The sequence below is a fragment of the Bacillus cereus group sp. MYBK108-1 genome (genome assembly GCF_051917185.1).
Taxonomy (GTDB): Bacteria; Bacillota; Bacilli; order Bacillales; family Bacillaceae_G; genus Bacillus_A; species Bacillus_A cereus.
In genome coordinates this window covers 1-25,005 of sequence record NZ_JBQAHZ010000009.1, presented here as the reverse complement: position 1 = coordinate 25,005, position 25,005 = coordinate 1, and the positions used below count along the sequence as shown (strand labels likewise).

Sequence of the window (25,005 nt, the reverse complement as noted above, 5' to 3'; positions counted from 1 at the left end):
TTATGTTAATTTCGTTGCAAGAGACTGAATCCCTTCTATTATTTAGGGATTAATTAAGAATTGATGCATATAAAAAGCTTTAATATGAGGATGAGGGGGAGTATACGAATGATTTTTCGTGAAAAAAATGAGAAGGAAAGTATATTAATTCGTCAACATGATCATGGTTTTTTAGCTGGAGAGATTGCAAAACATATAAAAGAAGACTTTTTTGAAGATAAAACATATTTAAAAGAAACAGTTGATGCAATATATGAGCATGACAGAGGATGGATAGAGCTTGATAAAGTACCAATTTTGAATGATGCTAAAAATATTCCATATACATTTATGGATTGTCCAAGCCCATTACGTTTTGTTTTTTATACGATTGGTTTGAATGAAATTGAAAATTCTAATCCATACGGGGCATTGCTTTGTAGTAAACATTTTTTATCCTTTCCACTAAACGAGGAAGATGAAGAGATGATGTCATTTTATAAACATGAATTAGAACGACAAAAAAGAATTTTGAAAACGTTAACAAAGGAACAGTTTGCGATGTTCGATAAGCATTATAGATTATTAAAGTTTTGTGATGAACTTTCTTTATACGTATGTATGAATAAGCCTGGTGTCAAAAAGAAAGATGAAATTGACTTATTTAAAGATGGTTTTGAAGGGACAGAAATGTTTAATAGTAAAGAGGAGAAACTTATTCAAGCTGAATGGGTGGACGAGGAAACAATTCGGATTACACCATTTCCATTTCAAACGGAATTTTATACGTATGTAAAATATAAAACGATAAATAAGCATGAAATGAAAGGAAAAGGGATTGCAAAGGCTGATAGAGAATCAGAAATGAAGAAACAAACCATTCGTTTCATACAATAAGGAGGTAATATAAATTGAAAGATTATATATTAAAACAGTGTGATTACCATGCTTGGGCTAATACTAGATTATTCAATCGATTAAAAGAGTTACCAAACTATGAGACAATTTTTAATGAGCAGATACAGAGTGTATTCCCATCCATTAAGGATACTTTTGTGCATATTTATATTACAGATCAAGTGTGGTTACATATATTGCATGGTAAAAGTATGAATGAAGCAATACAAGACCGAGAAGATTTACGAAAACAAATTGAAACTAAATCGTTACATGAATTAGAAAAAATGTTTGAAAACATGGCAAATCAATATAAAGACTTTTTAATTACAATACAAGATGTGAATGCTGTATTTGTTATTGAGAATCCATATGTAGGGAAATTAGAAACTTCGATTTTAGAATTAGTGCAACATGTCGTAAATCATGGTACATATCATAGAGGAAATATAACAGCGATGATCCGTCAACTTGGTCATTCGTCGACAATGATGGATTTTGTACTGTATTTACATATGGTTAAAAAGCAGGGAGAGTAATATAGTTTGTAAGAAGGAGAGGCTTTAATTATAGAAGTCTCTCCTTCTATTTTATTCCGCATTCATGGTAGATCGACTGATTAAAGTTTTCTTAAGAAGCTTTATTTTCTTGTAATTGCTTAGCGTATTGTACAGCCTTATATGCATTGACTCTACCGTTTTTCCAGTACGTACCTGTACCACTAATTTTATCAGAAGTTGACTCAATAATTTGGCGAATTTGTGTATTACTATATCCTTGATTTGCTAAAAGAGCAGCGACTCCTGCAACATGAGGTGTTGCCATAGATGTACCACTTAATGATTGATACGTGCTTCCTTTATATGTTGAATATATATTTGAACCTGGTGCTGCAACATCTACCCAGCTACCATAAGTAGAGAATGAAGATTTTCTATCTGATTGATCTGTAGAACCAACTGCAATTACTTCGCTGTAATAAGCAGGGTAATTAGCTTTTGTATTTCCAGCATTTCCAGCAGCTGCAACTATAACAGAGCCTTTATTCCATGCATATTGAACGGCTTGTTGTAATGCAGTACCACCATTTGGAGCTCCTAAACTTAAACTAATTACTTTTGCACCCGAATCAGCAGCTTCTCGAATACCTTGCGCTACAGCATCAAGAGTACCACTTCCTTGATTATCTAATACGCGGACAGCATAAATTGAAGTTTGTGGGGCAACACCAGCAATTCCGACGCTGTTATTCGTAAGTGCTCCAGTAATTCCAGCGCAATGTGTACCATGACCATTACCATCATCAGATGTATTGTCGTTATCAACATAATCATGCCCGTAAATTACTTTCGAAGCCAGATCAGGGTGTGAGCCTTGAACTCCTGTATCAATAATAGCTACTTTTACACCCGGATCACTTCGTTGGCTATCCCAAGCTTGTGGAGCTTGAATCTTTTGTAATCCATATTGATTATTAAAATATGGGTCGTTTGGAGTCCAAAAGGCGTGAACGTAATAATTTGGTTCTGCATATTCCACATCTGGATTATTTTTATAACTCTTTATTTTTTCTTTTACAGTACCTTTTGAAAATTGTACGACTTCAAAACCTAACTTATCATCTTTAGATAAGACATTAGCTCCGACAGATTTATGAAAAGATTGCACATTACTTAAAGATGCATTTTGTTTGAACTTAACGATTAATTGGTTAGGAACATAATCAGTAGATGATGTTTCAGCACTTGAAGTATTCGTGTTAAAGAAGAAACCACCAATAATAAATGATAAAACAGATAGGAAAACAATGATTTTGTTTTTCAAAAGATTTTTCCTCCCTTTTCTTGGATGAGTTTTTCAGCGACACTTTAATGTCGCATTCCTTTTCAACTATATAGTTAGACCATACGATTTATGACATTTATGTGAAAAACTTTTGGAGGAATAAAAAGGAGTAAATATTGATATAAATATATTTTTAATGATAGTAATTAAGTAAAAGAGGGGATGAAAAAAGGAATGCTCATCATGTATGAGTCATTCCTTTTTTCATAGATTAACTTGCCTGTTTTTTATTATTTTCTTTCAATTTCTCTGCTTGTAAAAAGCGATTCGTTTCAGCAACAACAATACTACTTAATCCAATCAGACCAATCAAGTTTGGAATTGCCATAAGTCCATTTGCAATATCAGCAAATGTCCATACGATTCCTAGCTTTAAATTAGCACCAATTGCAATCATGAAAATAAAGATTGCTTTATAATATTTAACTGCACTTTCTCCGAATAAATAAGCTACACATTTTTCTCCATAATACGACCAGCCTAAAATAGTAGAGTAGGCAAATAAAATAATTGCGATACCGAGAATCATACTACCAGCAGTACCGAATACAGATTGGAATGCAAGTGTTGTAGCTTCAACACCAGTTTTACCTGATTTCCAAGCGCCTGTAGTAATTAATACTAGTCCTGTAATTGTACATACAATAAACGTATCTAGAAAAGTACCAGTCATTGAAACTAAAGCTTGCTTTGCAGGCGAATCGGTTTTTGCCGCCGCCGCCGCAATTGGTGCACTCCCTAAACCAGCTTCGTTCGCAAATACACCACGCGCCATTCCGATTTGGATAGCTGATGCAACTGTTGCCCCAATAAAACCACCAGCAGCAGCTGTACCATTAAATGCACCAGAAAAAATAAGTGAAAATGCTTCTGGAATTTGGTCGTAGTGATAGAAAATAATTATAAGACCAGCAATTATATAAAAGAAAGCTTTAATAGGAACGACATATCCCGTCACTTTCCCGATTTTTTTTACACCGCCTAAAATAACAATTGCGATTAAAAATGACATTACTATACCAGTTAAAGCAGGAGGGAAAGAGAAATTAATTCGCATTGCCTCTGCAACTGAGTTAGATTGCACCATATTACCAATACCGAAAGAAGCAGTTGTACCAAATATAGCGAATAATATAGCAAGCCATTTCTTACCTAAACCACGCTCTAAATAATACATTGGTCCACCTGAATATTCACCATTTTCATTACTAACACGGTATTTCACTGCAAGTATTGCCTCTGCATACTTTGTTGCCATACCGAATAAAGCGGTAATCCACATCCAAAATATTGCACCAGGACCACCAATTGTAACCGCTGTTGCAACACCGGCTATATTACCCATACCAATCGTTGCGGCCATAGCTGTCATGAGTGCTTGGAAGTGACTAATATCTCCAGAAGAAGAAGTATCTTCTGATTTTTTAAACGCTAGTTTGTGAGCGTATAATAGTTTACTAAACTGTAAACCTTTCAAACGCACTGTGAGAATGATACCTGTTCCAACGAGTAGCAACAAAGTTGGTAATCCCCACACGTATTGATTTAGTTGTTCTAATACTTTACTTACTGTCTCCATCTTTATTCTCCTTTTTTAGAAAAAATAAAAACCACTTCAAGTAAATGAAATGGTCTCTGGAGAAACAAGGGATAGAAAAATAAACCGATACAATCGGCTTTTTCTTTCGCTTGTCTCTGTCCTTTTACCTGAGAGATTATCCGCTAAAGTAGCGGATTTGCTCCTTCGGTGCTCGTTTTCCTCCGCGCTCTATGAAAGCGAGAGGGAGTCTCTCCAGAGATTCGTCCCCATGCAGTTCTACTTGTAACCAAGACCTGAGAGTTTCAAAGCTGGTATAACAACTTTTTGCCCCGTCGGTAGATCAATAGACCTTCTCCTGAATGGTTCATCCGAATTATAAAATTTATAAACACATTGATTGTAAATCAATAAAAACATTATAGACATACAAATTGTGAATTGCAATCATTTTTTATTTTAAAATAGTAAATAGTTTTATTTTTTTGTAAGTCCTAATTTATCTTCAACTTCATTTAAAGTAGATAAAGCGATGACAATATGTTGATCCGCAAGTCCTAAAGCTTGTTTTGTTTTTTCAATAGTTTCATTGGTTGGAGTAGAGTTATTTGCTCCGTCTATAATCAAATTTGCTGCATTTTTCATGAAATTTGATGCGGATTTAAACTGAGTTGTGAATTGAAGTAGTTGTTTTTGTATATCTATATCTGTTATGTTTTCTTCAATTTTAAGCGTGTCTATTTCGTTCATAATTGTTTCGTACTGTTTGGAAACAGCACTCATTGTAACTAATAGTTTATTTCGATCTACTGAATCTCCATTCGTATTAATCTCTTCCCAGGCAGGTAACCAATCTTTTTCGATGATGTCATTATAATGAGTAGTCAATTCATGAATTTTAGGTTGTAATTTCGTTTTGAAAGTTTTTGTCTCCGCTGTTTCTACAGTTGCTTTTTCGTTGTTATTTTTAACATTAGTAACATAGAAAATCGTACCGAAAATGATGAAAATAGAAATAACAACTGTCCATTTAGTAAAAAGTAATTTCTGCAATATGTAACGCCTCCAAAATTTAAAAACTTATAATTATAATATATAATAATAATGTTGTTTAAAGTAGAGAAAATAGGTTAGAAATAATTTAAATTATGTCTTTTCTATACATGAATAATTAAATTTAGTAAAATGATGAAAGCTATATGTGAGAAAAGAGGGTTTTTAGTGAAAATGAATAGAAGAAAACTGGTTTTAAGTATTTCAATGGCTATGTTATTAGTTGGTTTATTTGCACTCATATATGTAGACAAAGAATCTAAAATTAAAGATTTTCCAGTGCCAATGTCAGCAATCCATATTAACGATGATAATGAAGAGGACTATCAATATATAAGTGTAATGCCTATTACAAAGGCAAATGGATGGGAGAACTTAGGGGAAAACGGGCATACTGTTAGTTTTAAAAAAGGGGAAAGGAAGGTAGCAGTAGTACATTATCCGGGAGAAATTACGTATTATTTATTTGAGAAAAAGATGAATAAGGGAGATTAGCTAAAGATGTAATTCATTAAGAGTTACATCTTTTTTTATTCTGAATCATTTGAAATTAAATTCGATAGATGTTTTGATAGATGTAGTGATAAATATGATTAGTTCTATATGTCTATAAAGAGTATTAGGGTGATTATAAAAATATTATGTGAATTAATTATTGTGAGAAGAAGATAAATTATATGCTAAAGGGGGAATTAAAAATGTTACTAAAAACAATCTACTGTAAGGTGGAAGAAGAGAAAAAAGAATTGTTTTCCAGTGCGCAAGAAAAATGGCGTGATATACAGCACCTAGATGGTTTTCATGGACAATTTGGTGGATGGAATGAAGATGAGGCATGTGTATTTACTTTATGGGAAGATAGAAGTGCATATCAATCATTTATGAATGGTGCTCACGATACAATTTATTTAAATAGTAATCAAGAGGATACGTTTCTTTCATGTGAAATTGAATTATTTCAAACGTTGTATGATATAACTGATATGCATTTGAAAGACGTTGTAATAGAGGGAGCATTCGTAAGAGTTGCTATATGTGATGTAAAGTTGGAAAAGGAAAAGCATTTTTTACATAAGCAAGAAACAATTTGGAATAAAGGAATGGAAAAAGCAAAAGGAATGCTAGGTGGAGTAGTTGGGAAGTCTTTGAAAAATGAAAATCGTTACATAGTGTTAACGTATTGGAAAGATGAAATAGCGCACCAACATTATGTGGAAGAGATTTTCCCAGATTTATATAAATTAGCTAATATTCATGAAGATATAGAAAAGATACAAGGAAAACAAGCTGTATGTAAGGAAGAATGGCTTGTATATTAAACGATGAAAAAGTGCATAAATGAATGTATAATAAAGATATTTTCTTATAAACAAGTAATTAATAGAAGACGTTATATACCCTTTCATGTTAATATATTTAAGTTATAATAGGAGGCTTACCCTTTTGTATTGTACGGTAGAAGCAGTGTGAGCTTGAAATTTTTTTAGAAAAGGATGTGCCTAATTTGCGTATCAATAAATTTATTAGTGAAGCTGGAAAAGCGTCTCGACGTGGAGCGGATAAACTAATTAATGAGAGAAGAGTAATTATTAACGGTAAGGTTGCAAAAATTGGTGACCAAGTGAACCCAGGTGATGATGTACGAGTAAATGGAGAGCAGCTTCGAATTGCTCGAGATCACGTATATATCGCTTTAAATAAACCAGTAGGTATTACATGTACGAGTGAAAAATCAGTAAAAGGTAATATTATCGATTTAGTGAACCATCCTTTACGAATTAGTCACATTGGACGTCTTGATAAAGACTCAGACGGTTTAATTTTGTTAACGAATGATGGTGATATTGTTAATGAAATTTTACGTGCTGAAAACAAACATGAGAAAGAATATATCGTTTCAGTAGATAAGCCAATTACACCTGATTTCTTAGAGAAAATGGCAGCGGGTGTTAAAATTTTAGGAACAAAAACGCTTCCTTGTGAGGTTACACAGTTATCAAAATATGAGTTCCAAATTATTTTAACACAAGGGCTAAATCGTCAAATTCGCCGTATGTGTGAAGCTTTAGGTTATCAAGTATACACGTTAAAACGTACGAGAATTATGAATATTGAATTGAATAATTTACCGGTTGGGCAGTGGAGAGATTTAACAAAGAAAGAGAAAAGACGTCTATTTGCAGACTTAAATTACGAACCACAAGATTGGTAAAATTGTGAAGTGAAACCAAAAAAATTTGGTTTCACTTTTTTAATTAAATAAATAATTTTTTTAAACACTTGCAAAAATAAAATGAATAAGATATATTAAATAACAATAAATGGATGTTTTACAAAAAGCAAAGAAAAGGACACGAGTTATTTTACCCGGTTATACAGAGAAGGAAGGAAAGCTGAGAACTTCCTAACGCAGAAAAATAACTTACCACCTTAGAGCTGCACTAGGGAAATTAAGTATCTAGTGCCGTGTATGCGACGTTATCGCAAAAGAAGCCATTATGTTTTTTGTGATGGGAATCTGGGTGGAACCACGGATATAAGCATATTCGTCCCTATATTTAGGGATGAATATGCTTTTTTGCATTCAATTTCATAATAAGCGAAGAAAAGGACACGAGTTATTTTACCCGGTTATACAGAGAAGGAAGGAAAGCTGAGAACTTCCTAACGCAGAAAAATAACTTACCACCTTAGAGCTGCACTGGGGAAATTAAGTATCTAGTGCCGTATAAACGACGTTACCGTAAAAGAAGCCATTGCATTTTGTGATGGGAATCTGGGTGGAACCACGGGTAAAAGCACGCTCGTCCCTATGTTAGGGATGAGTGTGCTTTTTATTATGAAATGGAGAGATGAAAAATGAAAGAACAAATGCTTGAAATTAAATTTCCAGATGGTAGCGTGAAAGAATTTGTAAAAGGAATTACTTTAGAAGAAATTGCGGGATCCATTAGCAGTAGTTTGAAAAAGAAAGCAGTCGCGGGGAAAGTGAATGATGGGTTATATGATTTACGCCGAAATATTGAAGAAAATGCGGAAGTAGAAATCATTACTATAGATTCAAATGAAGGTGTAGAAATTACAAGACACTCTGCGGCACATATTTTAGCGCAAGCTGTAAAAAGAATGTATGGTGATATAAATCTTGGGGTGGGGCCTGTTATTGAAAATGGATTTTATTATGATATGGATCTTCCAAGTAGTGTAAACGTAGAAGATTTACGAAAAATCGAAAAAGAAATGAAAAAGATTATAAATGAAAATATAAAGATAGAACGAGTTGAGGTTTCTCGAGAAGAAGCAGCAAAACTGTTTCAAGAAATGAATGATCGCTTGAAATTAGAACTTTTAGAAGCAATTCCTAGTGGGGAAAGTGTAACACTATATAAACAAGGTGAATTTGTAGATTTATGTAGAGGACCACATTTACCATTTACAGGTTATTTGAAAGCATTTCAATTAACTCACGTTTCCGGTGCATATTGGCGAGGTGATAGTAATAACCAAGTGCTTCAGCGCATATATGGTGTTGCATTCTCTTCTCAAAAAGAATTAGAAGAGTATTTACATTTCGTTGAAGAAGCAGCAAAAAGAAATCATCGTAAGTTAGGCAGTGAGCTTGAGTTATTTATGTTTTCTGAAGAGGCTCCGGGAATGCCGTTTTATTTACCGAAAGGACAAATGATTCGTAACGAATTGGAAGCATTTTTAAGAGAAATTCAAAAAGAGTACAATTATCAAGAAGTACGCACTCCGTTCATGATGAACCAAGAAGTATGGGAGAGATCAGGGCACTGGGGACATTATAAAGATAATATGTATTTCTCTGAAGTAGATAATAAAAGTTTTGCATTAAAACCGATGAACTGCCCAGGGCACATGCTTATGTTTAAAAATAAATTGCATTCTTATCGTGAATTACCGATTCGTATGTGTGAATTTGGTCAAGTACATCGCCATGAATTTAGTGGTGCCTTAAACGGATTATTAAGAGTACGTACTTTCTGCCAAGATGATGCACATTTATTTGTAACTCCAAAACAAATTGAAGATGAAATTAAATCAGTAATGGCGCAAATTGATTACGTATATAAAACTTTTGGATTCGAATATGAAGTAGAGCTTTCTACTCGTCCAGAAGACTCAATGGGTGATGATAAATTATGGGAGCAAGCAGAAGCAGCATTAGAAAATGTATTACAATCGCTAAATTATAAATATAGACTAAATGAAGGTGACGGTGCATTTTACGGGCCGAAAATTGATTTTCATATTAAAGATGCTTTAAATAGAAGTCACCAGTGCGGAACAATCCAGCTTGATTTCCAAATGCCAGAGAAATTTGATTTAAATTATATAGATGAAAATAATGAAAAGAAAAGACCAGTTGTTATTCACAGGGCAGTTTTAGGGTCATTAGATCGCTTCTTAGCAATATTAATTGAGCACTTTGGAGGTGCGTTCCCGGCATGGGTGGCACCAGTTCAAGTGAAAGTAATTCCAGTTTCAAATGCAGTACATGAACAATATGCCAATGAGATTGCACTTAAATTAGCACAAGCTGGAGTTCGTGTTGAACAAGATGCACGAGATGAAAAATTAGGATATAAAATAAGAGAAGCACAAATGCAAAAAGTACCGTATGTTCTTGTTATTGGAGATAAGGAAATGGAAAACGGAGCTGTAAATGTACGTAAATATGGGGAAGAGAAGTCAGAAGTTATTGCACTAGATGTATTTGTGGCAACTATTGAAGAAGAAATAAAGAATAGAAAATATTGATTGTAAAGAAAACACACTATTAGAAATTAGTGTGTTTTCTTTTTTATCTTACAAAAATGTAAGGTAAATGTAAGCGAAATCGAGGGAACGAGTTGTAGAAAAATGAGAATATGAAGTAGGAGATAGGTTCATGTTACAGGTGTAACTCTTATTGAATGAATAATTAAAAAAATCTTAAGGATTTACATGACAAAATAATAAGAAATATGTGAGAAATTAATTTTATACAAAAGGGATGGAGTGAAAGAGATGTCAACAAATGTAGTTACTGTAGAAAGTGTAGAAAAAACGTATGGAAAAAGAAATGAGAATCAGTCAAAAGCATTAAGGGGTGTATCGTTAAGTATTAAAGAAGGAGAATTTGTCGGGATTATGGGTCCTTCTGGGTCTGGAAAAACGACTTTACTTAATGTGATAAGTACACTTGACCAAGCGACAGGTGGTAGTGTGACGATAGCTGGTACAAATATTACTTCTATGAAGGGCAATGCGTTATCTGATTTTCGCTCTCAAAAATTAGGTTTCATTTTTCAAGATTTTAATCTACTAGAAAACTTATCAATTTATGAAAATATAGCTTTACCACTTTCTCTGCAAGGCGTACCATCAAGTGAGATTACTGGAAAGGTAAATGACGTTGCGAAGAAATTAGGAATTACTGAAATTTTAACAAAATATCCAACTGCTGTTTCTGGTGGACAAAAGCAAAGAACAGCGGCGGCAAGAGCTTTAGTACATAATCCAGCAATTGTATTAGCAGATGAACCGACAGGTGCGCTTGATAGTAAAAACGCAAAAAGTTTATTAGAAGCAATGCAAGATTTACATGAAAATCACAATGTAAGTATTTTGATGGTTACACATGATGCATTTAGTGCAAGTTATTGTGAGCGTATTTTATTTATTCAAGATGGTCTTCTTTATAAAGAATTAAATCGTCAAGGCACTAGAGAGAATTTCTATCAAGACATTTTAGGTGTGCTCGCTCATATGGGCTCAGCTGCTGAGTCTAAGTAGGGGGCGAAACTATGTTATTTAAATTATCACGTCATAGTATGAAAAAAATGTTAAAAGATTATATGGTTTTACTTATTGGCCTCGTTATTAGTATTAGTATTTTCTATATGTTCCAAACGATGGCGATGAATAGCGAATTTACGAAAGATAATAGCCTAATTAGTAGTATTAGACTCGTCTTTTGGGTAGGTGCAATACTATTATCTTTCATTACTGTATTTTATATTATATATGCCAACTCTTTCTTACTCACGTTAAGAAGAAAAGAACTCGGTATGTACATGATGCTTGGTGCAAAAAAGAAAAAAGTAGCACAGTTATTATTTATTGAAACATTCGGTATGGGTATTGTCAGTATTATTATCGGTATTTTAGTAGGGATGTTACTTGCAAGTGTAGCAGGAAATTTTTTAATGAATGGAATGGAAATTTCAGCAAAAGGTAGTTATGCATCTGTATACACACCAGCAATTTTAGTTACAGCTATTTTCTTCTTAATACTATTTTTCATTACTGGCTTAATGAACAGTGTCCGATTGTTACGTAAAACTGAACTAGAGTTAATTCGTGAAGATGAAACACTAGATGAAGTGAAGAAAAGTAAAACTCGCATTATTATAATGACAGTACTTGGTGTATTACTAGTAAGTATAGGGTACTATTTTATGATCAATGTAAAAATATATGCTGAATTAGGTTTTATTATAGCAACCATCGTTACAACACTTGGAACATATTTTATCTTTAGTTCATTACTCCCATTTTTTGTGATGAAAATTAAGGGGAATAAAAAACGAAATGAAACTGGTCTAAATAGTTTTACATATGCACAGCTACGCTTTCGAGTAAATAGTTTATCGAGAGTATTAGGTACTGTAGCGATGTTAATTGCATTAGGCGCAGGTGCGATGACGGCAGGTATGGCTTTCCAAAAAAATGTAGGTATTATGACAGACTTTTCTCGTGTATATGATGTTGTAATTCATGATCCGAATGATCAAGACAAAGCTGCCTTAAAAGAAATGGAAATTGTTGAAGAAAGCAAGTACAAATATAAAGTAGATGGAGAAGCGGTTTATTATTTACGTAACGACTTAACTGCGAAACCACCACTTGTTTCAGACCATTTTGATACAAAAACGTTAAAAGAGCCTGTTCGTAAACGTGTGACTGAACCTTTAACAGAACCTGTATATTCAGCTTTAGAGGCTCCTGAATTAGCAAAATTCCCTCGTATGCCAAAGGATTGGGAAGACGCAGTTGTAAGAGAGATACAAATTACGCATAATCAATTTAACGGAAAACCAGTAAGAATTGCAGACGAAGAGCATTATAAAGGAATTCAAGGAACAGAACACACTGTAACATTAGCAAAAGTAGATGATATGAAAAAATATAAACCGTTATTGATCGAAATAGACAAGAGACAAAAAGCACAAATTGAAAAAGCAACAGGTAAAAAGGTAGACTTATTTACGAAAATGACAATTTATCAGTTTATGAACAGCTTCATGAGCGGAACAATGTTTATGGGATTTTTCCTCGGAATTGCCTTTTTAGCAATGATGGCAAGTTCCCTTATGTTCAAGATATTAACAGGTGCTTCTCGCGACGTACGCCGTTATGAAATGTTACGAAAAATTGGTGTGAGACGCAGTATGTTAACGAAAAGTATATATAAAGAAATTTCATATTTATTTATCTTCCCAGCAATCATTGGCATTTCTCACGTTTTAGTAGGGCTTAACTTATTCAGCTTTATATTAGTTGACCCGTTTGTAAAAGTGTGGGTGCCAATTGGGATATTCTTAGTCATTTATTTCATCTATTACTGGATAACTGTTCAACTTTATAAAGGTATGGTAATGCCGAAAGAAGAGATAGCTAAATAGTTTATCCAGCTATTTGCCGGGCAGTAAGACTCCACCTCAAAATTCAGCGGAAGCAAAGAAGTTAGGTGGGGCCCTGCTGCCCGTAAAAGCCCGAATGATTAAAGTTTCACTTTATGAAAAGAGTCCTTGTTTTGAAAATAGAGGCTCTTTTTTATGTTTTTTACAAATAACGAAAATATTAGATGATGGTCAAAAAATATAATATAACTTCTAATAAATGACTAAAATAATAATGTTTTGTCGAGAGAAACGATACGAAGTATGAAAGAAATACTACAGTTATTTCAAAACAAAGTATATGCATGTTTTTTCTAGGGAGCTATAGAGAAATAGAAAGAATAAAAAAGATAGCTGAAGACAAATTGTTTTCAGCTATCTTTTTTGTTTAATTTAGTGATGTCCAGCTAGTAGAGTAAACGCTATTATTAGGAGAAAACCACTAGTTGCCCACATTAGAAATGTAAGGAAAGAGAGCTGTTTCTTAGCTTTCCAAAGCATTTCATGAATTGTGACATATCCAAGTGAACCAATAGCACTTCCCATAATGAGTCCTTGCAGGTGAAGAGCTTTTCCTTCCATCAAAATGCCAAAAACTGTGCCAGTACCGAGAATAAGAGAAAGTAATAAAGTCGTTAATAAAAAGGAAATATATTTATGTTTTGTAAAAAGAAATGGAATAATTAAAGCTAATCCTTCTGGAATATGGTGAACGACAATTGCTATTAAAAAGGGAATGGCAGAGTCATTATGATTTATAAAAGCTGTACCTAACGCAAATCCACTAGGTATATTATGAATAAATATAGCGAAAGAGAGAAAAAGGAAGGTTTGCCATGCTTGTTGATCTTTTTTATGTATCATTGGATGGTGACAATAGTTATCTAATAAGCTCATAACTAAAATACCGATGGCTATACCAAGTATAGGCCCAATCATTTCGTAGCTTGAAAATGTTTCAGGAATAATTTCAAGGGATAAAAGCCCAAGTAAAATTCCGCCACATAATGCGTATAAACGATGCATCTTTTCTTCAATGAGTTGGCGTGTTGCTACTCCAACAGCACCGCCTAATAGTAATCCACCAAATGAAAAAAACGTAACAATCATTGGAATCCATAATCGTTCCATAGTATCACACTCCGATTCTTCCACTTATTTTTAGCTTACGAAAAGGAAAGTTAGAATAGTCCAAGTAATTGTGTTTGAGTATAGAGAAAAAAGTAGTGATTCGTTATAATCTATATATTAAACTTAAGTGAGGAAATGAAAAGGGGAATTGGTTATGCAACAAATTAAAAAAATAGGAAACTCATTTTGGTATATGACACCTGTTTCTGAAACAGATAGACCTATCTTAGGAATGGTCGTTGGACAAGAAAAAACGTTAATGATTGATGCAGGGAATTCAGAAGAACATGCACAATTATTTTTAGAAATGTTAAAAGAACAAAATGTATCGAATCCAGATTTCGTAGCACTAACCCATTGGCATTGGGATCATATTTTTGGATTGCCTGTACTACAAGATGCATTGTCTATTGCACATTCTGAAACGAAAAAAGAGATGCGTACACTTGTTTCTTATGAATGGACAGATGAAGCTTTGGACGCACGCGTAAAAGAGGGTACTGAAATTGCATTTTGTGCGGATTGCATAAAAAAAGAGTTTGAAGAAAAAGCGAGAAATATTAACATTATTCCTCCGACCTTAACGTTCCAGAATGAAATTGAATTAGATCTTGGTGAAGTGACATGCGTGTTAAAACATGTGGGCGGAGATCATGCACATGATTCAGTTGTTATTTACGTGAAAGAAGAAAAGATATTATTTTTAGGAGACTGTATATATGCAGATATTTTTTCTTCGAAGTGGAACTATACGACGAAAAGAACGTTTGCATTAATAGATGAATTAGAAAAATTTGATGCTGAGACATATATTCTTTCTCATGGGGAAGCGATAAATCGAGAGGAGTTTTTACAAGAGATTCGCATGTTAAAAGCAGTAGGAACTTATACAGAAGCTCATAAGGGCGATGAAGAGAAGATAAAGGCAGCGTATAAACAAGAACTAGATAGAGAATTAAATGAAGATGAGTTAGAAACAATAACTTATTTTGTCAATGGTTATGAAATGAATAATCAATAAGACACTACATTAATCCAATATAATTAAATTGCACAAAAAGAGTATTGAAATTTAATTCAATACTCTTTTAAATATTAAGTCCCAAGCAATTTCTAAATTTTTTGGCTGGTTCATCATCTGGATTTATACCACTTTCAAAACTAGTAGTGAAAGGTAACCACTGCCAATCTTCGCATCCTACAAAAGCTACTCTTGACCAATTCTCAATGAATTCAATGAAATTATTCGCAATCTTATACCCATGTCCTTCTCCATCGTCGTGGCTTAGGTAAATTATTGGAGCATCTATATCATCTTTCATATCAAATGCTAAATAATCTCCATTTCCCACTTCACAAAATGCTAATTTGTTGTGCCAAACTACATCATATTCATCATCTAGATTTGAAAAAAACTCGTCAACCAAGTCTTTACGTTCTTTTTCGAATTCAGAAAGACTTTCTAAACTCCAGTGGGGTGTTCCGCAAAAAATATCAGTAAGTTCATTTGGTAGCTCTACATCGTCAGGTAAAAACCAGCGTAAGCTAAAATTTCCTGAGAACTCTAAAAGTACTTTTTTGAAGCTATTTGGTAGTTTAATATCCAGTTTTTCTTCTACTTGGATTATTTGTTCAAGGGAAGATGGTTCATCTATACAAACTTCTTGAACTTCACCACCTATGTATTTAATTCTAGAAGTTATAATTTCTATTCGTTCTTTTAGTAACTCATAATCCATCTTATCACCTCATGTTATATTAATTAAAGTATATCATTCTTAATAAATTTTTTTCGTGTTATTGAGGTTTCAAGTAGCAGCTTTTTTAGCTAATTTAGTAATATATTCAAAGAAAACATCGTGTTTTACATCGTAAACGACATTTACAGGTCGTCCATCAGCAGTTTCCTCTGTACGCCCCTGGCTTGGTCCGTATGTATGAACAATACTATTAATTGTTTCAGTTTTTGCAAGGTTAGTGTTTCCGACAAGCGCGGTAGTTAGTACATCCCATAAATAGTAGGTAGAGTTCGTTGAGAAGTGAACGAGAGGGGGAACCATTGCATAGCATTGACCAAGGAAATCCATACCAATATACTTTCGTTCTTTTGCCCATTGTTCACGTATGTCTATAGTTAACGGAACTTGGTTTGTACTTTCTAGTGTCACTAAGTCGATTTTAATTTTTGCATCCCATACACGAGCCACTGCTTCAGGGTCCCAAAACGAATTCCACTCAGCTGTTCCATCATGCTCTGGTTCATGTACATTGCCTGCTGTAAGAAATGTACCACCCATCCAAACGAGACGTTCAATTTTATCTTCTATGATGGGAGTTTCATATAACGCACGAGCAAGGTCAGTTAGGGGCCCGGTAAATAATAAAGTTGTTTTTCCTTCCGTTTGTAGAAGTGTTTCTATTAAATGGTGATGTGCAGGCTTTGCCACCACGGGTGTTACAACTTTTCCAGACTCATTTAAAATTGGTAAAGCATCTACATAAAATGCATGCATCCGCCAGTCTTTCGGAAACGGGTTTTGCCCACGAGAGTTTGAAGCGGCTACGGCAATATTACCTTTGCCGAAACGATCGATAATTTTACGACTGGCAGACATTGCGGGTTCTAAATAGCAGTCTGCTGGGATAACAGATACACCGGTAAGTTCAACGTTTTCCATTTGAAGTAATAAAAATAATGAAATTAAATCATCTACGCCGCCATCATGATTGAAGTACACTTTTTTCTTCATTGTAATCTCCATCCTATATGATTTAGTTAGAAATTAAATATGAATTGAGGAGAAGTCATCAATAATTTCCACCACTTCAATTTCTCCATTAATCAGTAGCTCAGGAAGTTCATTTCTAATATTTCCTTTCCAATACTCTCTAGCTTGTTCGATTTTTTGAGAAAAAGGAATACCATCTTCTTTCGGTAAAAGATTACCGTCACCTTCAAAAGAACTTCCGATTACTCGTAGTTTAACAATCTGTAAAACTTCTCGATTGTAAGAATCAAATAATGCTTTCCATTTTAAAGCATCTTCATAGCTTTTTGAAGCGTATAAACAAGATAACCTGGAAGGGTATTCAGGGAATTCTTGTAGTCTAACCATTTCTACAATTGTTTCTCTAACTGCTCTAATTGTTTGATCCATATAACTTATAACTACTTTAGCATTTTCATTATTTATATGTAATTCGTCATTTTTATAGTGATTATTTAAAATTTGTATGCCATCTTCACCATTAGCATTTAATTGTTTTCTTTCAAAAAAGAAGTGATATAGAGTATTGTGTTGATTTTTGTTAAAAGGAATCATTTGTCCGATATGCATTTTTTTCCTTGTTACGATGTGATATGCGTAAAATTCTGTTTCATTCATGGTTATCCTCCTAGAAATAATGTAATGCAATGTTAAATTTAGTAATTCAACATTGAAATATATAAAACCTTTATAAGTAAAAGTGAGAATTTGAGTTGAAAGTAAAGAAAATACATGAAAACGTTTTAAATTTGTTCACAAAATGTTCACTTACGAAGGGGGTTCCAATGTCGATATAATGACAAAGACTCAAAGAGAGAGGATGATGAAATTTGCCAACAACAAGAAAAGAAAACCTCCAATTTGGCATGATGATGTGCCTTGGAATGGTTATCGTAATGACGTTTTACAATTTACTAATGAATGAAACAGGAGGACCAATTTATATTAAAGAGATTGCATTAGAACTATTAATTGGCTTTATTATTGCGCTATTAATTGAAATAAGTATAGTTGGACCTTGTGCGAAAAAAATTGTATTCATGTTGCCATTTGATAAATCTAAGAAAATAAATATTATCGTTGCGATGGCGACAACTATGGTAATCGGAATGGTGTTCTTTATGTCATTTTTCGGTATGGCTATGATGCATTTACATGGTGGACTACAAGGAGATTCATTTGTTTCAATTTATTTTTCGATTTTTATTAAAAATTTCATAATGGCATATCCATTACAATTAATTATTATGGGACCGCTTGTACGTTTCTTATTTGCAAAGTTTGTTATGAAAAAGAAATCTTTTAATGTAGCGTAATTTTCATTTATAAAACCTTATATATAAATGAAAAACACATCTCGCATTTTTGAGGTGTGTTTTTTTTATTCCAAGTTATTTTCATAGTGATGTGACATTTGTCCTTTTGCCATTATAGGATGATGGTTTTTAATTAAGTCAGAAATAAAGGATGAGGAGATGATTTTTTGAAAGGTATTCTATTTGCTGTTTTTGCGGGGATATTTATAACACTTCAAGGAACCTTTAATGCGAAACTTAGTTCACATATCGGTATATGGTCGACGAGTATTATAACCCATTTAATTGGATTCATTATTGCAACAACTGTATTTTTGTTAAAGAAAGAAGAGAAAGTAACAGATTTAAAGAGTGTGAAAAAAGTATATTTAGCAGCGGGTGCATTTGGTGGACTCATTATTTGTGCAGAAACGATGTCGATATATTCACTAGGAGTTACATTGACAGCTGGCACACTAATGGTTGCTCAATTGTTAACGGCAACAGTTATTGAAATGAAAGGACTGTTTCATATAAAAAAGATACAGATGGAGAGATATCATATTGTGGGAACAATAGTAATGATTATAGGTATTGTTGTATTTAATATGTAAATGAAAGGAGAAATGAATATGGAGAATAGATCAAGTTTAATTACGCATTATTTGAGAATCAATAAAACGCTCGAGATTTTTTCAGAAATAGATACAGCTTATTTTCAATTAAATCACTTTGAAAAAGGCGAGCTTATTTGCAATATAGATGACGAAATGGATCGTTTATATTTTGTTGTTAAAGGTAAAGTAAAAGTTTACACGATTACACCTGAAGGGAAGAAACTAATCCTTCGCTTTATTAATCCATTGGCCATTGTTGGTGATATTGAATTAATTCAAAATAGCAAAGCACATAATGTCGTTGAAGCTTGTTCAGATGTTGTAGCAATCTCTATTTCTAATACGGTTATTAGAAACAAGTTATTACATGATCCTATATTTATGAAGTTCTTGCTTGAAAACATTGCGAACACGTTAAAAATATCGACTCGTTTTACTGCTCTTAATTTACTGTATCCTGTAGAAGTACGTGTAGCTAGTTATTTACTTTCAATTTCAACAGATAGTAACGGGAATATGTATAAAGGGGATTTGAATGCAACTTCGGTAACGAGTATTGCAGATTTTATAGGGGTAAGTTATAGGCACGTAATTCGGGTATTACAAAGATTTTATAATGAAAAACTAATTGAAAAGAGTAATGGAGTTATTGTAATTAAAGATTTTTCTAGAATGAAGGAAGTCGCTAAAGATAATATATATGAGCAATGAAAGGGAGAGGAAGATTTTGATTGGATTTAGTTTAGCTACATTGGCAGGAATATTAATTAGCTTACAATCTGTTTTTAATGCAAAAGTAAATGAAAATGTAGGACAGTGGTTAACGACTACATGTGTCCTTGGAATAGGTCTCATTAGCTCTATTCTATTTTATATCATTACAGAAAACAGTATTAACATTAAAGTGTATACTACAAATTATTTGTTTTATGTAAGTGGACTGTTTGGCATCGGGTTAATTATTTGTATAATGGGTGCAATAAAGAGCTTAGGTCCAGCATATACGGTGCTAATTAGTCTTATTACTCAATTGGTCGTTGCATTATCCATTGATACATTTGGATTGTTCGGAATGGAGATCGTCCCATTACAAATAAATAAGTTAGTTGGTATAGGCTTATTAATTTTTGGAGTAGGAATTTTTAAAAATATCTTTTCGAATAAGAGAGCTATTAGAATAACTGAGGATGAGATTTAAAGGCTATAAGGATGTTAATAATCAGATTATAGATGTTTATGTATTGGGGAAGGCATTTCATACATGTCTCTGTTAGTGAAGGGTTTATATATATTTGATAAAAAAACGTGAATTAGCCATTAGTGTAGTTGAAAAGAAGACGTCAATAAGTTGAGGTCTTCTTATGTATTGTTCTGAGGTTATCTGAACTTAAGTATAAGGGGATGAGAAGTGGTTTAAGTTAAGAAGAATATGACCGAAAATAAAATATTACTAAACATATATAACTAATGAATACAATGTCTTTTTCAGTTATTAAGTTGTAAATCATTTTATGATAAAATCTTTTACATAATTTAATAAAGGGGTAGTATTCAATGGGTTATTTCTCAAATGGTTTATTAGTTTTGTTTGTGCTAATCGTATGCAGTTGTATATTTTTTGGTTGATAATATAATGAGAGTCTTATATAAAAAGAAGTTATCTTAAGTGAGATAACTTCTTTTTATTTTATGTTGAGAAGGAATTCTATCTTTCTTATTGAAGTTTGTTCTAGTTATTTTCACGTCAATCGCAATTTTCATAAGGAGAATTTTATGGAACATTAACAAACTATAGAATAGGGAGTATTTACATGAAAAATAGTATACACTACACAAGTGAACATCCTACAAAATTTAATGAATTATTAGCTTTATATGAATCTTTAGGATGGAATTCTATTAAATTAACAGTGAATGAATTAGAACAAATGTGTAAACAAAGTTGGTATGCAATATACGCATTTAAAGAGCAACAATTAATTGGTATGGGGCGTGTTATATCAGATGGTGTAATAACAGGTGTTATTTGTGGAGTTGGTGTATTGCCAAAATATCAGTCTAGTGGCATCGGAAAAGAAATAGTGAAACGATTAATCCAACACTGTGAACAAAACAAGGTTATTCCACAACTTATGTGTGTAGAAAAATTGCAATCTTACTATGAATCTATAGGGTTTGAAGCATTCTCTATTGGGATGACAAAACATATTATAAGATAGAGGTGCTTTATCCCGCTATTTGCCGAGTAGTAAAAGCCCCACGGATTAAAGTTTCACTTTATATTTTCAGTTTACTCGTACATATTTTCAAACTTCAACATAAAGGAGAATGGCTGTATGGAGATTGCTAAAGGGATAGAAATGTTACAACTTGAATTTCAAGAATTTGTTATTCATCCAATTCTTTTATGGGATGATGAAATGGCAGTATTAATAGATACGGGTTTCCCAGGACAAATTGAAGATATACAAGTAGAGATGGAAAAGGTTGGGGTATCATTTGATAAGTTAAAAGTCGTGATTTTGACGCATCAGGATATTGATCATATAGGTAGTCTTCCGGAGTTGTTGCAGCGCTGTCGAAGTAATATTAAAGTTTATGCGCACGAACTAGATAAGCCATATATCGAGGGGGATTTACCTTTATTGAAGGACGGAAATGTAGAGAACCGACCAAAAGGAAAAGTGAGTGATACTATGATTGACGGGCAAGAACTTCCGTATTGCGGTGGAATACTAATTCTTCATACTCCAGGGCATACCCCGGGTCATATTAGTTTATATTTGAAACAAAGTAAAATTCTTGTTGCAGGAGACTCTATGTATAGTGTGAATGGGATGTTAGGAGGAATTCACGCCCCAACAACTATAAATATTAAGGAAGCACAGCAGTCTTTGAAGAAGTATTTAAATCTAGATATTGAATCTGTAGTTTGTTACCATGGGGGATTAAGTAAGGGGAATATAAAGATTCAACTTCAAAATTTATAAAAGTCGAAGATAATAATTTTTAGATAATGGATGCTAAATTATAAAAAAACATGTTTGAAAAAAATTCAAACATGCTTTTTTATTAAAGGAAATCTGTTTAATATGAATGACCTAATCCGTTCCAATAAAAAGAAACGATTTCTTGTGCTAATTCATCTATATTTGCAAGAATAGGATTGTGATTTTCATCTTTAAAATTCCCAATAGATAATAAAGATACGAAAGCATGAGCCGCAAATTTAGCGTTCCCTTTCGGAATTTCTCCGATGTGCATAGCATTATCGAGTGCTTTTTCTAGTACTTCATACATATTATCTTCAGCATTTTTTAATTGTTTCAATTGTTCTTCAGATAACGACAGTTTTGCATCTTTCATAAAATTTTTCATATCAATATCCATCGTTGCGTGTAAGTAAACTTTAGCGAAGTCTAATAATCTTTCTTCTAAAGTTTTGTTTGTAGAGAGTATTTGAGACATATTCTCACGTATACGTACCATCATTTCGATCATAGTAGCGGTAAATAAATCGGCTTTTGTTGAATAGTAATAGTAGACAGTTGCTTTCGTAACACCACAAACTTTTGCGACCTCATCCATAGAAACGACTTGATAATTTTGTGTAAGAAATAAGCGGGTTGCTACTTCTAAAATGTTTTCTTTTGTAGATTTTGTATTTTTATTTTGACGCGGCCTTCCGATAGGACGTTGTTTTTGTTCCAAATACATTCGCTCCTGACATTTATGATTGAGATAATTATAACATAATTTTCAATCATTCTTGATTAATTAACCGACCAGTATATATAATTAATAATGGAGGAAAAAAGGAAGGTGGGTTTTTATGAAAAAGCACCCGTTACATATGTTAGGGAGGCTTGTAGCAGGGAGAAATACGCAGTGGATCACTTTATCGGTGTGGGTTCTTATTACATTATTACTTTCATTTACGTTACCACAAGTAAACAGTACGAAAGAACCGAATCCGAAAAATTTACCTGAAACAGCTATGTCACAGCAAGCGGAAGCGCTTATGAAAAAAGAGTTTCCGAATAATGCAGGGAATCCTTTGTTAGTAGTATGGTATAGAGATGGTGGATTACAGTCACAGGATTATAAACTCATACAAGATGTTTATAAAGAGTTAAAATCTAGTCCTTTAAAAGAACAATCAACGTTACCACCATTTGATACAATTCCAGAGCAAGTATTATCAAAAAGTGCGTCAAAAGATGGTGCATCATTTGTTACACCGGTATTTTTTAATAAATCTGCTGGTACGGATATATTAAAAGGAAATCTTGAAGAGTTTAGAAAAATAGTGAATAGTAAGGTGGATGAAGATCCATTTAAACAAAAAGTAAGTGAATCTGGTTTACATGTTCGATTATCAGGACCTGTAGGTATTCAAACGGATGCAGTTAGTTTATTTAGTCAAGCAGATGTGAAATTGTTAGTCGCTACTGTACTACTAGTGTTAGTTTTGTTAATTTTACTATATCGTTCACCAATTTTAGCGATTTTACCTATACTTGTTGTTGGCTTTGCATACGGTATTATTAGTCCTACACTCGGTTTTTTAGCTGATCACGGATGGATTAAAGTAGATGCCCAAGCGATATCAATTATGACAGTATTATTGTTTGGCGCTGGAACGGACTATTGTCTATTTTTAATTTCGAGATATAGAGAGTACTTGTTAGAAGAAGAAAGTAAATATAAAGCATTGCAACTGGCGATTAAAGCATCTGGCGGTGCAATAATAATGAGTGCGTTAACTGTTGTACTTGGATTAGGAACATTACTACTTGCTCATTATGGTGCCTTTCATCGATTTGCAGTACCATTTAGTGTTGCTGTATTTATAATGGGAATCGCGGCTTTAACAATTTTACCAGCACTATTATTAATTTTCGGTAGAATTGCATTTTTTCCGTTTATACCGAGAACAACTTCAATGAATGAGGAATTTGCAAGAAAGAAAAAGAGGGCTGTAAAAGTTAAAAAATCAAAAGGCTCCTTTAGTAAAAAACTTGGAGATATTGTAGTACGAAGACCATGGACAATAATTATGCTAACTGTATTTGTATTAGGCGGATTGGCTTCATTCGTACCACGTATTCAATACACATATGACTTATTAGAGTCGTTTCCAAAGGATATGCCTTCTCGTGAAGGGTTTACGTTAATTAGTGATCATTTCTCAGCTGGTGAACTAGCACCAATAAAAGTTGTTGTTGATACGAAAGGAAAAGAGCTTCCTATTAAACAAGAACTAGAGAAATTTTCTTTCGTAAATACAGTAAAAGAGCCAAAAGAGGGAAAAGAAAATAAGCAAATACAAATGTATGAAGTTTCTTTAGCGGAAAATCCATACGCAATTGAAGCGTTAGATCAAATCCCTAAATTGAAAAACAGTGTAGAAAAAGTATTAAAAGATGCTGGGATTAGTAATGCTGAAGAGCAATTGTGGATTGGTGGAGAAACAGCTTCATTATATGATACAAAGCAAATTACGGAACGTGATGAATCAGTAATTATTCCAGTAATGATTAGCATTATCGCTTTACTATTACTTGTCTATTTACGATCGGTTGTTGCAATGGTTTATTTAATTGTAACTGTTGTCTTATCATTCTTCTCAGCGTTAGGAGCAGGATGGGTATTACTTCATTACGGTATGGGAGCGCCGGCCATTCAAGGTGCGATACCGTTGTACGCATTCGTATTTTTAGTTGCTTTAGGTGAAGATTATAATATCTTTATGGTTTCAGAAATATGGAAAAACAGAAAGACACAAAATCACTTGGATGCAGTAAAAAATGGTGTAATACAAACAGGTAGTGTTATTACATCGGCAGGTTTAATTTTAGCAGGAACTTTTGCAGTGTTAGGTACACTTCCAATTCAAGTATTAGTTCAATTTGGTATTGTAACTGCAATTGGCGTATTACTAGATACGTTTATCGTAAGACCGTTACTTGTACCCGCGATTACAGTAGTTTTAGGCCGATTTGCTTTTTGGCCAGGTAAACTTTCAAGAAAGAGTGAAGAAATACAAAAGGTGGATGCATAGTTAAAAAAGCCAAGGATATTTGAACTGCACCCCAATTGTTAGACACAGTCTAACAATTGGAGGTGCAGTTTTTTGTATGACAAAATTTACGAAGGATTTAAAGTTAACGCTCGTTCAAGGATTTAATCCGA

At 33.2% G+C, this 25,005-nt stretch carries 24 protein-coding genes, 1 riboswitch and 2 other annotated features; of the genes, 16 read left to right on the top strand and 8 right to left on the bottom strand.

Annotated features, from left to right (window positions below):
- Positions 1-108: 108 nt before the first annotated feature.
- Complete coding sequence (locus ACTFSL_RS14555; RefSeq protein WP_061457163.1) at positions 109-876, top strand: DUF3891 family protein; 768 nt, start codon at positions 109-111, stop codon at positions 874-876.
- 14 nt (positions 877-890) lie between these two features.
- Positions 891-1,415 (top strand): DinB family protein, encoded by a 525-nt coding sequence (locus ACTFSL_RS14550; protein WP_000656267.1) that lies wholly within the window; start codon positions 891-893, stop codon positions 1,413-1,415.
- A 91-nt stretch (positions 1,416-1,506) separates the two neighbouring features.
- Here the strand turns inward: ACTFSL_RS14550 and ACTFSL_RS14545 are convergent, their stop codons facing one another.
- The 3 genes from ACTFSL_RS14545 to ACTFSL_RS14535 all read right to left on the bottom strand — a co-directional run bounded on the left by ACTFSL_RS14545 (position 1,507) and on the right by ACTFSL_RS14535 (position 5,311).
- Positions 1,507-2,700 (bottom strand): S8 family peptidase, encoded by a 1,194-nt coding sequence (locus ACTFSL_RS14545; RefSeq protein ID WP_000790938.1) that lies wholly within the window; start codon positions 2,698-2,700, stop codon positions 1,507-1,509.
- A gap of 232 nt (positions 2,701-2,932) precedes the next feature.
- Positions 2,933-4,300, bottom strand: a complete 1,368-nt coding sequence (locus ACTFSL_RS14540) for an alanine/glycine:cation symporter family protein (RefSeq protein ID WP_000451037.1) — start codon at positions 4,298-4,300, stop codon at positions 2,933-2,935.
- 106 nt (positions 4,301-4,406) lie between these two features.
- Positions 4,407-4,527, bottom strand: a riboswitch (glycine riboswitch).
- Between the two features lie 208 nt (positions 4,528-4,735).
- Positions 4,736-5,311 (bottom strand): hypothetical protein, encoded by a 576-nt coding sequence (locus ACTFSL_RS14535; protein ID WP_001170889.1) that lies wholly within the window; start codon positions 5,309-5,311, stop codon positions 4,736-4,738.
- 132 nt (positions 5,312-5,443) lie between these two features.
- Between ACTFSL_RS14535 and ACTFSL_RS14530 the strand changes: the two genes are divergently transcribed.
- The 6 genes from ACTFSL_RS14530 (at position 5,444) to ACTFSL_RS14505 (ending at position 13,002) form a co-directional block, all read left to right on the top strand.
- Positions 5,444-5,806 (top strand): hypothetical protein, encoded by a 363-nt coding sequence (locus ACTFSL_RS14530; RefSeq protein WP_002197739.1) that lies wholly within the window; start codon positions 5,444-5,446, stop codon positions 5,804-5,806.
- A 203-nt stretch (positions 5,807-6,009) separates the two neighbouring features.
- Positions 6,010-6,630, top strand: coding sequence for a YdbC family protein (locus ACTFSL_RS14525; protein ID WP_061457164.1), 621 nt, complete (start codon positions 6,010-6,012; stop codon positions 6,628-6,630).
- Positions 6,631-6,815: 185 nt separating this feature from the next.
- On the top strand, positions 6,816-7,523 hold the full coding sequence (gene rluF, locus ACTFSL_RS14520; RefSeq protein WP_001222171.1) for a 23S rRNA pseudouridine(2604) synthase RluF: 708 nt from the start codon (positions 6,816-6,818) through the stop codon (positions 7,521-7,523).
- Between the two features lie 121 nt (positions 7,524-7,644).
- Positions 7,645-7,868 (top strand) — a binding site (T-box leader).
- 36 nt (positions 7,869-7,904) lie between these two features.
- Positions 7,905-8,126 (top strand) — a binding site (T-box leader).
- Positions 8,127-8,170: 44 nt separating this feature from the next.
- Positions 8,171-10,093 carry a threonine--tRNA ligase gene (thrS, locus tag ACTFSL_RS14515; protein ID WP_440041917.1) on the top strand — a complete coding sequence of 641 codons (1,923 nt, stop codon included), beginning with the start codon at positions 8,171-8,173 and terminating at the stop codon, positions 10,091-10,093.
- A gap of 249 nt (positions 10,094-10,342) precedes the next feature.
- Positions 10,343-11,110, top strand: coding sequence for an ABC transporter ATP-binding protein (locus ACTFSL_RS14510; protein ID WP_000106426.1), 768 nt, complete (start codon positions 10,343-10,345; stop codon positions 11,108-11,110).
- An 11-nt stretch (positions 11,111-11,121) separates the two neighbouring features.
- The gene (locus ACTFSL_RS14505; protein WP_000897855.1) at positions 11,122-13,002 is read left to right on the top strand and encodes an FtsX-like permease family protein; all 1,881 of its coding nucleotides are present in this window, start codon (positions 11,122-11,124) and stop codon (positions 13,000-13,002) included.
- 390 nt (positions 13,003-13,392) lie between these two features.
- Here the strand turns inward: ACTFSL_RS14505 and ACTFSL_RS14500 are convergent, their stop codons facing one another.
- Positions 13,393-14,130: a ZIP family metal transporter gene (locus ACTFSL_RS14500; RefSeq protein ID WP_000440625.1), complete on the bottom strand. Its 738-nt coding sequence runs from the start codon at positions 14,128-14,130 to the stop codon at positions 13,393-13,395.
- Between the two features lie 154 nt (positions 14,131-14,284).
- Here ACTFSL_RS14500 and ACTFSL_RS14495 point away from each other — a divergent pair, with 154 nt between their 5' ends.
- Complete coding sequence (locus ACTFSL_RS14495) at positions 14,285-15,151, top strand: MBL fold metallo-hydrolase (RefSeq protein WP_098584411.1); 867 nt, start codon at positions 14,285-14,287, stop codon at positions 15,149-15,151.
- A gap of 67 nt (positions 15,152-15,218) precedes the next feature.
- Here ACTFSL_RS14495 and ACTFSL_RS14490 read toward each other — a convergent pair whose 3' ends face one another.
- The 3 genes from ACTFSL_RS14490 to ACTFSL_RS14480 form a co-directional block, all read right to left on the bottom strand.
- Entirely contained in the window at positions 15,219-15,869 is a 651-nt protein-coding gene (locus tag ACTFSL_RS14490) for an SMI1/KNR4 family protein (RefSeq protein ID WP_440041915.1), read from the bottom strand.
- 69 nt (positions 15,870-15,938) lie between these two features.
- Entirely contained in the window at positions 15,939-16,892 is a 954-nt protein-coding gene (locus ACTFSL_RS14485; RefSeq protein WP_440041913.1) for a nucleoside hydrolase, read from the bottom strand.
- A 21-nt stretch (positions 16,893-16,913) separates the two neighbouring features.
- Positions 16,914-17,516 carry a DUF2441 domain-containing protein gene (locus ACTFSL_RS14480; protein ID WP_103622804.1) on the bottom strand — a complete coding sequence of 201 codons (603 nt, stop codon included), beginning with the start codon at positions 17,514-17,516 and terminating at the stop codon, positions 16,914-16,916.
- A 212-nt stretch (positions 17,517-17,728) separates the two neighbouring features.
- Here ACTFSL_RS14480 and ACTFSL_RS14475 point away from each other — a divergent pair, with 212 nt between their 5' ends.
- The 6 genes from ACTFSL_RS14475 (at position 17,729) to ACTFSL_RS14450 (ending at position 21,800) form a co-directional block, all read left to right on the top strand.
- Positions 17,729-18,214, top strand: coding sequence for a hypothetical protein (locus ACTFSL_RS14475; protein WP_053564543.1), 486 nt, complete (start codon positions 17,729-17,731; stop codon positions 18,212-18,214).
- Positions 18,215-18,381: 167 nt separating this feature from the next.
- Positions 18,382-18,807 (top strand): DMT family transporter, encoded by a 426-nt coding sequence (locus ACTFSL_RS14470; RefSeq protein WP_000676262.1) that lies wholly within the window; start codon positions 18,382-18,384, stop codon positions 18,805-18,807.
- Positions 18,808-18,825: 18 nt separating this feature from the next.
- Positions 18,826-19,521: a Crp/Fnr family transcriptional regulator gene (locus ACTFSL_RS14465; protein WP_025689651.1), complete on the top strand. Its 696-nt coding sequence runs from the start codon at positions 18,826-18,828 to the stop codon at positions 19,519-19,521.
- Between the two features lie 16 nt (positions 19,522-19,537).
- Positions 19,538-20,008, top strand: a complete 471-nt coding sequence (locus tag ACTFSL_RS14460) for a DMT family transporter (RefSeq protein ID WP_088054280.1) — start codon at positions 19,538-19,540, stop codon at positions 20,006-20,008.
- A gap of 613 nt (positions 20,009-20,621) precedes the next feature.
- Entirely contained in the window at positions 20,622-21,029 is a 408-nt protein-coding gene (locus tag ACTFSL_RS14455; RefSeq protein ID WP_119683331.1) for a GNAT family N-acetyltransferase, read from the top strand.
- 117 nt (positions 21,030-21,146) lie between these two features.
- Positions 21,147-21,800, top strand: coding sequence for an MBL fold metallo-hydrolase (locus ACTFSL_RS14450; protein WP_000401476.1), 654 nt, complete (start codon positions 21,147-21,149; stop codon positions 21,798-21,800).
- A gap of 97 nt (positions 21,801-21,897) precedes the next feature.
- Here the strand turns inward: ACTFSL_RS14450 and ACTFSL_RS14445 are convergent, their stop codons facing one another.
- Entirely contained in the window at positions 21,898-22,521 is a 624-nt protein-coding gene (locus ACTFSL_RS14445) for a TetR/AcrR family transcriptional regulator (protein WP_000435995.1), read from the bottom strand.
- A 121-nt stretch (positions 22,522-22,642) separates the two neighbouring features.
- On the opposite strand from ACTFSL_RS14445, the gene ACTFSL_RS14440 reads away from it, so the two are divergent.
- Positions 22,643-24,874, top strand: a complete 2,232-nt coding sequence (locus tag ACTFSL_RS14440; RefSeq protein ID WP_440041909.1) for an MMPL family transporter — start codon at positions 22,643-22,645, stop codon at positions 24,872-24,874.
- The last annotated feature ends 131 nt before the right edge of the window (positions 24,875-25,005 follow it).

Bases quoted from the DNA above. Each gene is read 5' to 3' on its own strand.
- ACTFSL_RS14450 (WP_000401476.1), top strand. From the start codon at position 21,147: ATGGAGATTGCTAAAGGGATAGAAATGTTACAACTTGAATTTCAAGAA.
- ACTFSL_RS14540 (WP_000451037.1), bottom strand. From the start codon at position 4,300: ATGGAGACAGTAAGTAAAGTATTAGAACAACTAAATCAATACGTGTGG.
- ACTFSL_RS14455 (WP_119683331.1), top strand. From the start codon at position 20,622: ATGAAAAATAGTATACACTACACAAGTGAACATCCTACAAAATTTAAT.
- ACTFSL_RS14525 (WP_061457164.1), top strand. From the start codon at position 6,010: ATGTTACTAAAAACAATCTACTGTAAGGTGGAAGAAGAGAAAAAAGAA.
- ACTFSL_RS14555 (WP_061457163.1), top strand. From the start codon at position 109: ATGATTTTTCGTGAAAAAAATGAGAAGGAAAGTATATTAATTCGTCAA.
- ACTFSL_RS14465 (WP_025689651.1), top strand. From the start codon at position 18,826: ATGGAGAATAGATCAAGTTTAATTACGCATTATTTGAGAATCAATAAA.
- ACTFSL_RS14495 (WP_098584411.1), top strand. From the start codon at position 14,285: ATGCAACAAATTAAAAAAATAGGAAACTCATTTTGGTATATGACACCT.
- ACTFSL_RS14490 (WP_440041915.1), bottom strand. From the start codon at position 15,869: ATGGATTATGAGTTACTAAAAGAACGAATAGAAATTATAACTTCTAGA.
- ACTFSL_RS14505 (WP_000897855.1), top strand. From the start codon at position 11,122: ATGTTATTTAAATTATCACGTCATAGTATGAAAAAAATGTTAAAAGAT.
- ACTFSL_RS14480 (WP_103622804.1), bottom strand. From the start codon at position 17,516: ATGAATGAAACAGAATTTTACGCATATCACATCGTAACAAGGAAAAAA.
- ACTFSL_RS14510 (WP_000106426.1), top strand. From the start codon at position 10,343: ATGTCAACAAATGTAGTTACTGTAGAAAGTGTAGAAAAAACGTATGGA.
- ACTFSL_RS14485 (WP_440041913.1), bottom strand. From the start codon at position 16,892: ATGGAGATTACAATGAAGAAAAAAGTGTACTTCAATCATGATGGCGGC.
- thrS (WP_440041917.1), top strand. From the start codon at position 8,171: ATGAAAGAACAAATGCTTGAAATTAAATTTCCAGATGGTAGCGTGAAA.
- ACTFSL_RS14440 (WP_440041909.1), top strand. From the start codon at position 22,643: ATGAAAAAGCACCCGTTACATATGTTAGGGAGGCTTGTAGCAGGGAGA.
- ACTFSL_RS14500 (WP_000440625.1), bottom strand. From the start codon at position 14,130: ATGGAACGATTATGGATTCCAATGATTGTTACGTTTTTTTCATTTGGT.
- ACTFSL_RS14530 (WP_002197739.1), top strand. From the start codon at position 5,444: ATGATGAAAGCTATATGTGAGAAAAGAGGGTTTTTAGTGAAAATGAAT.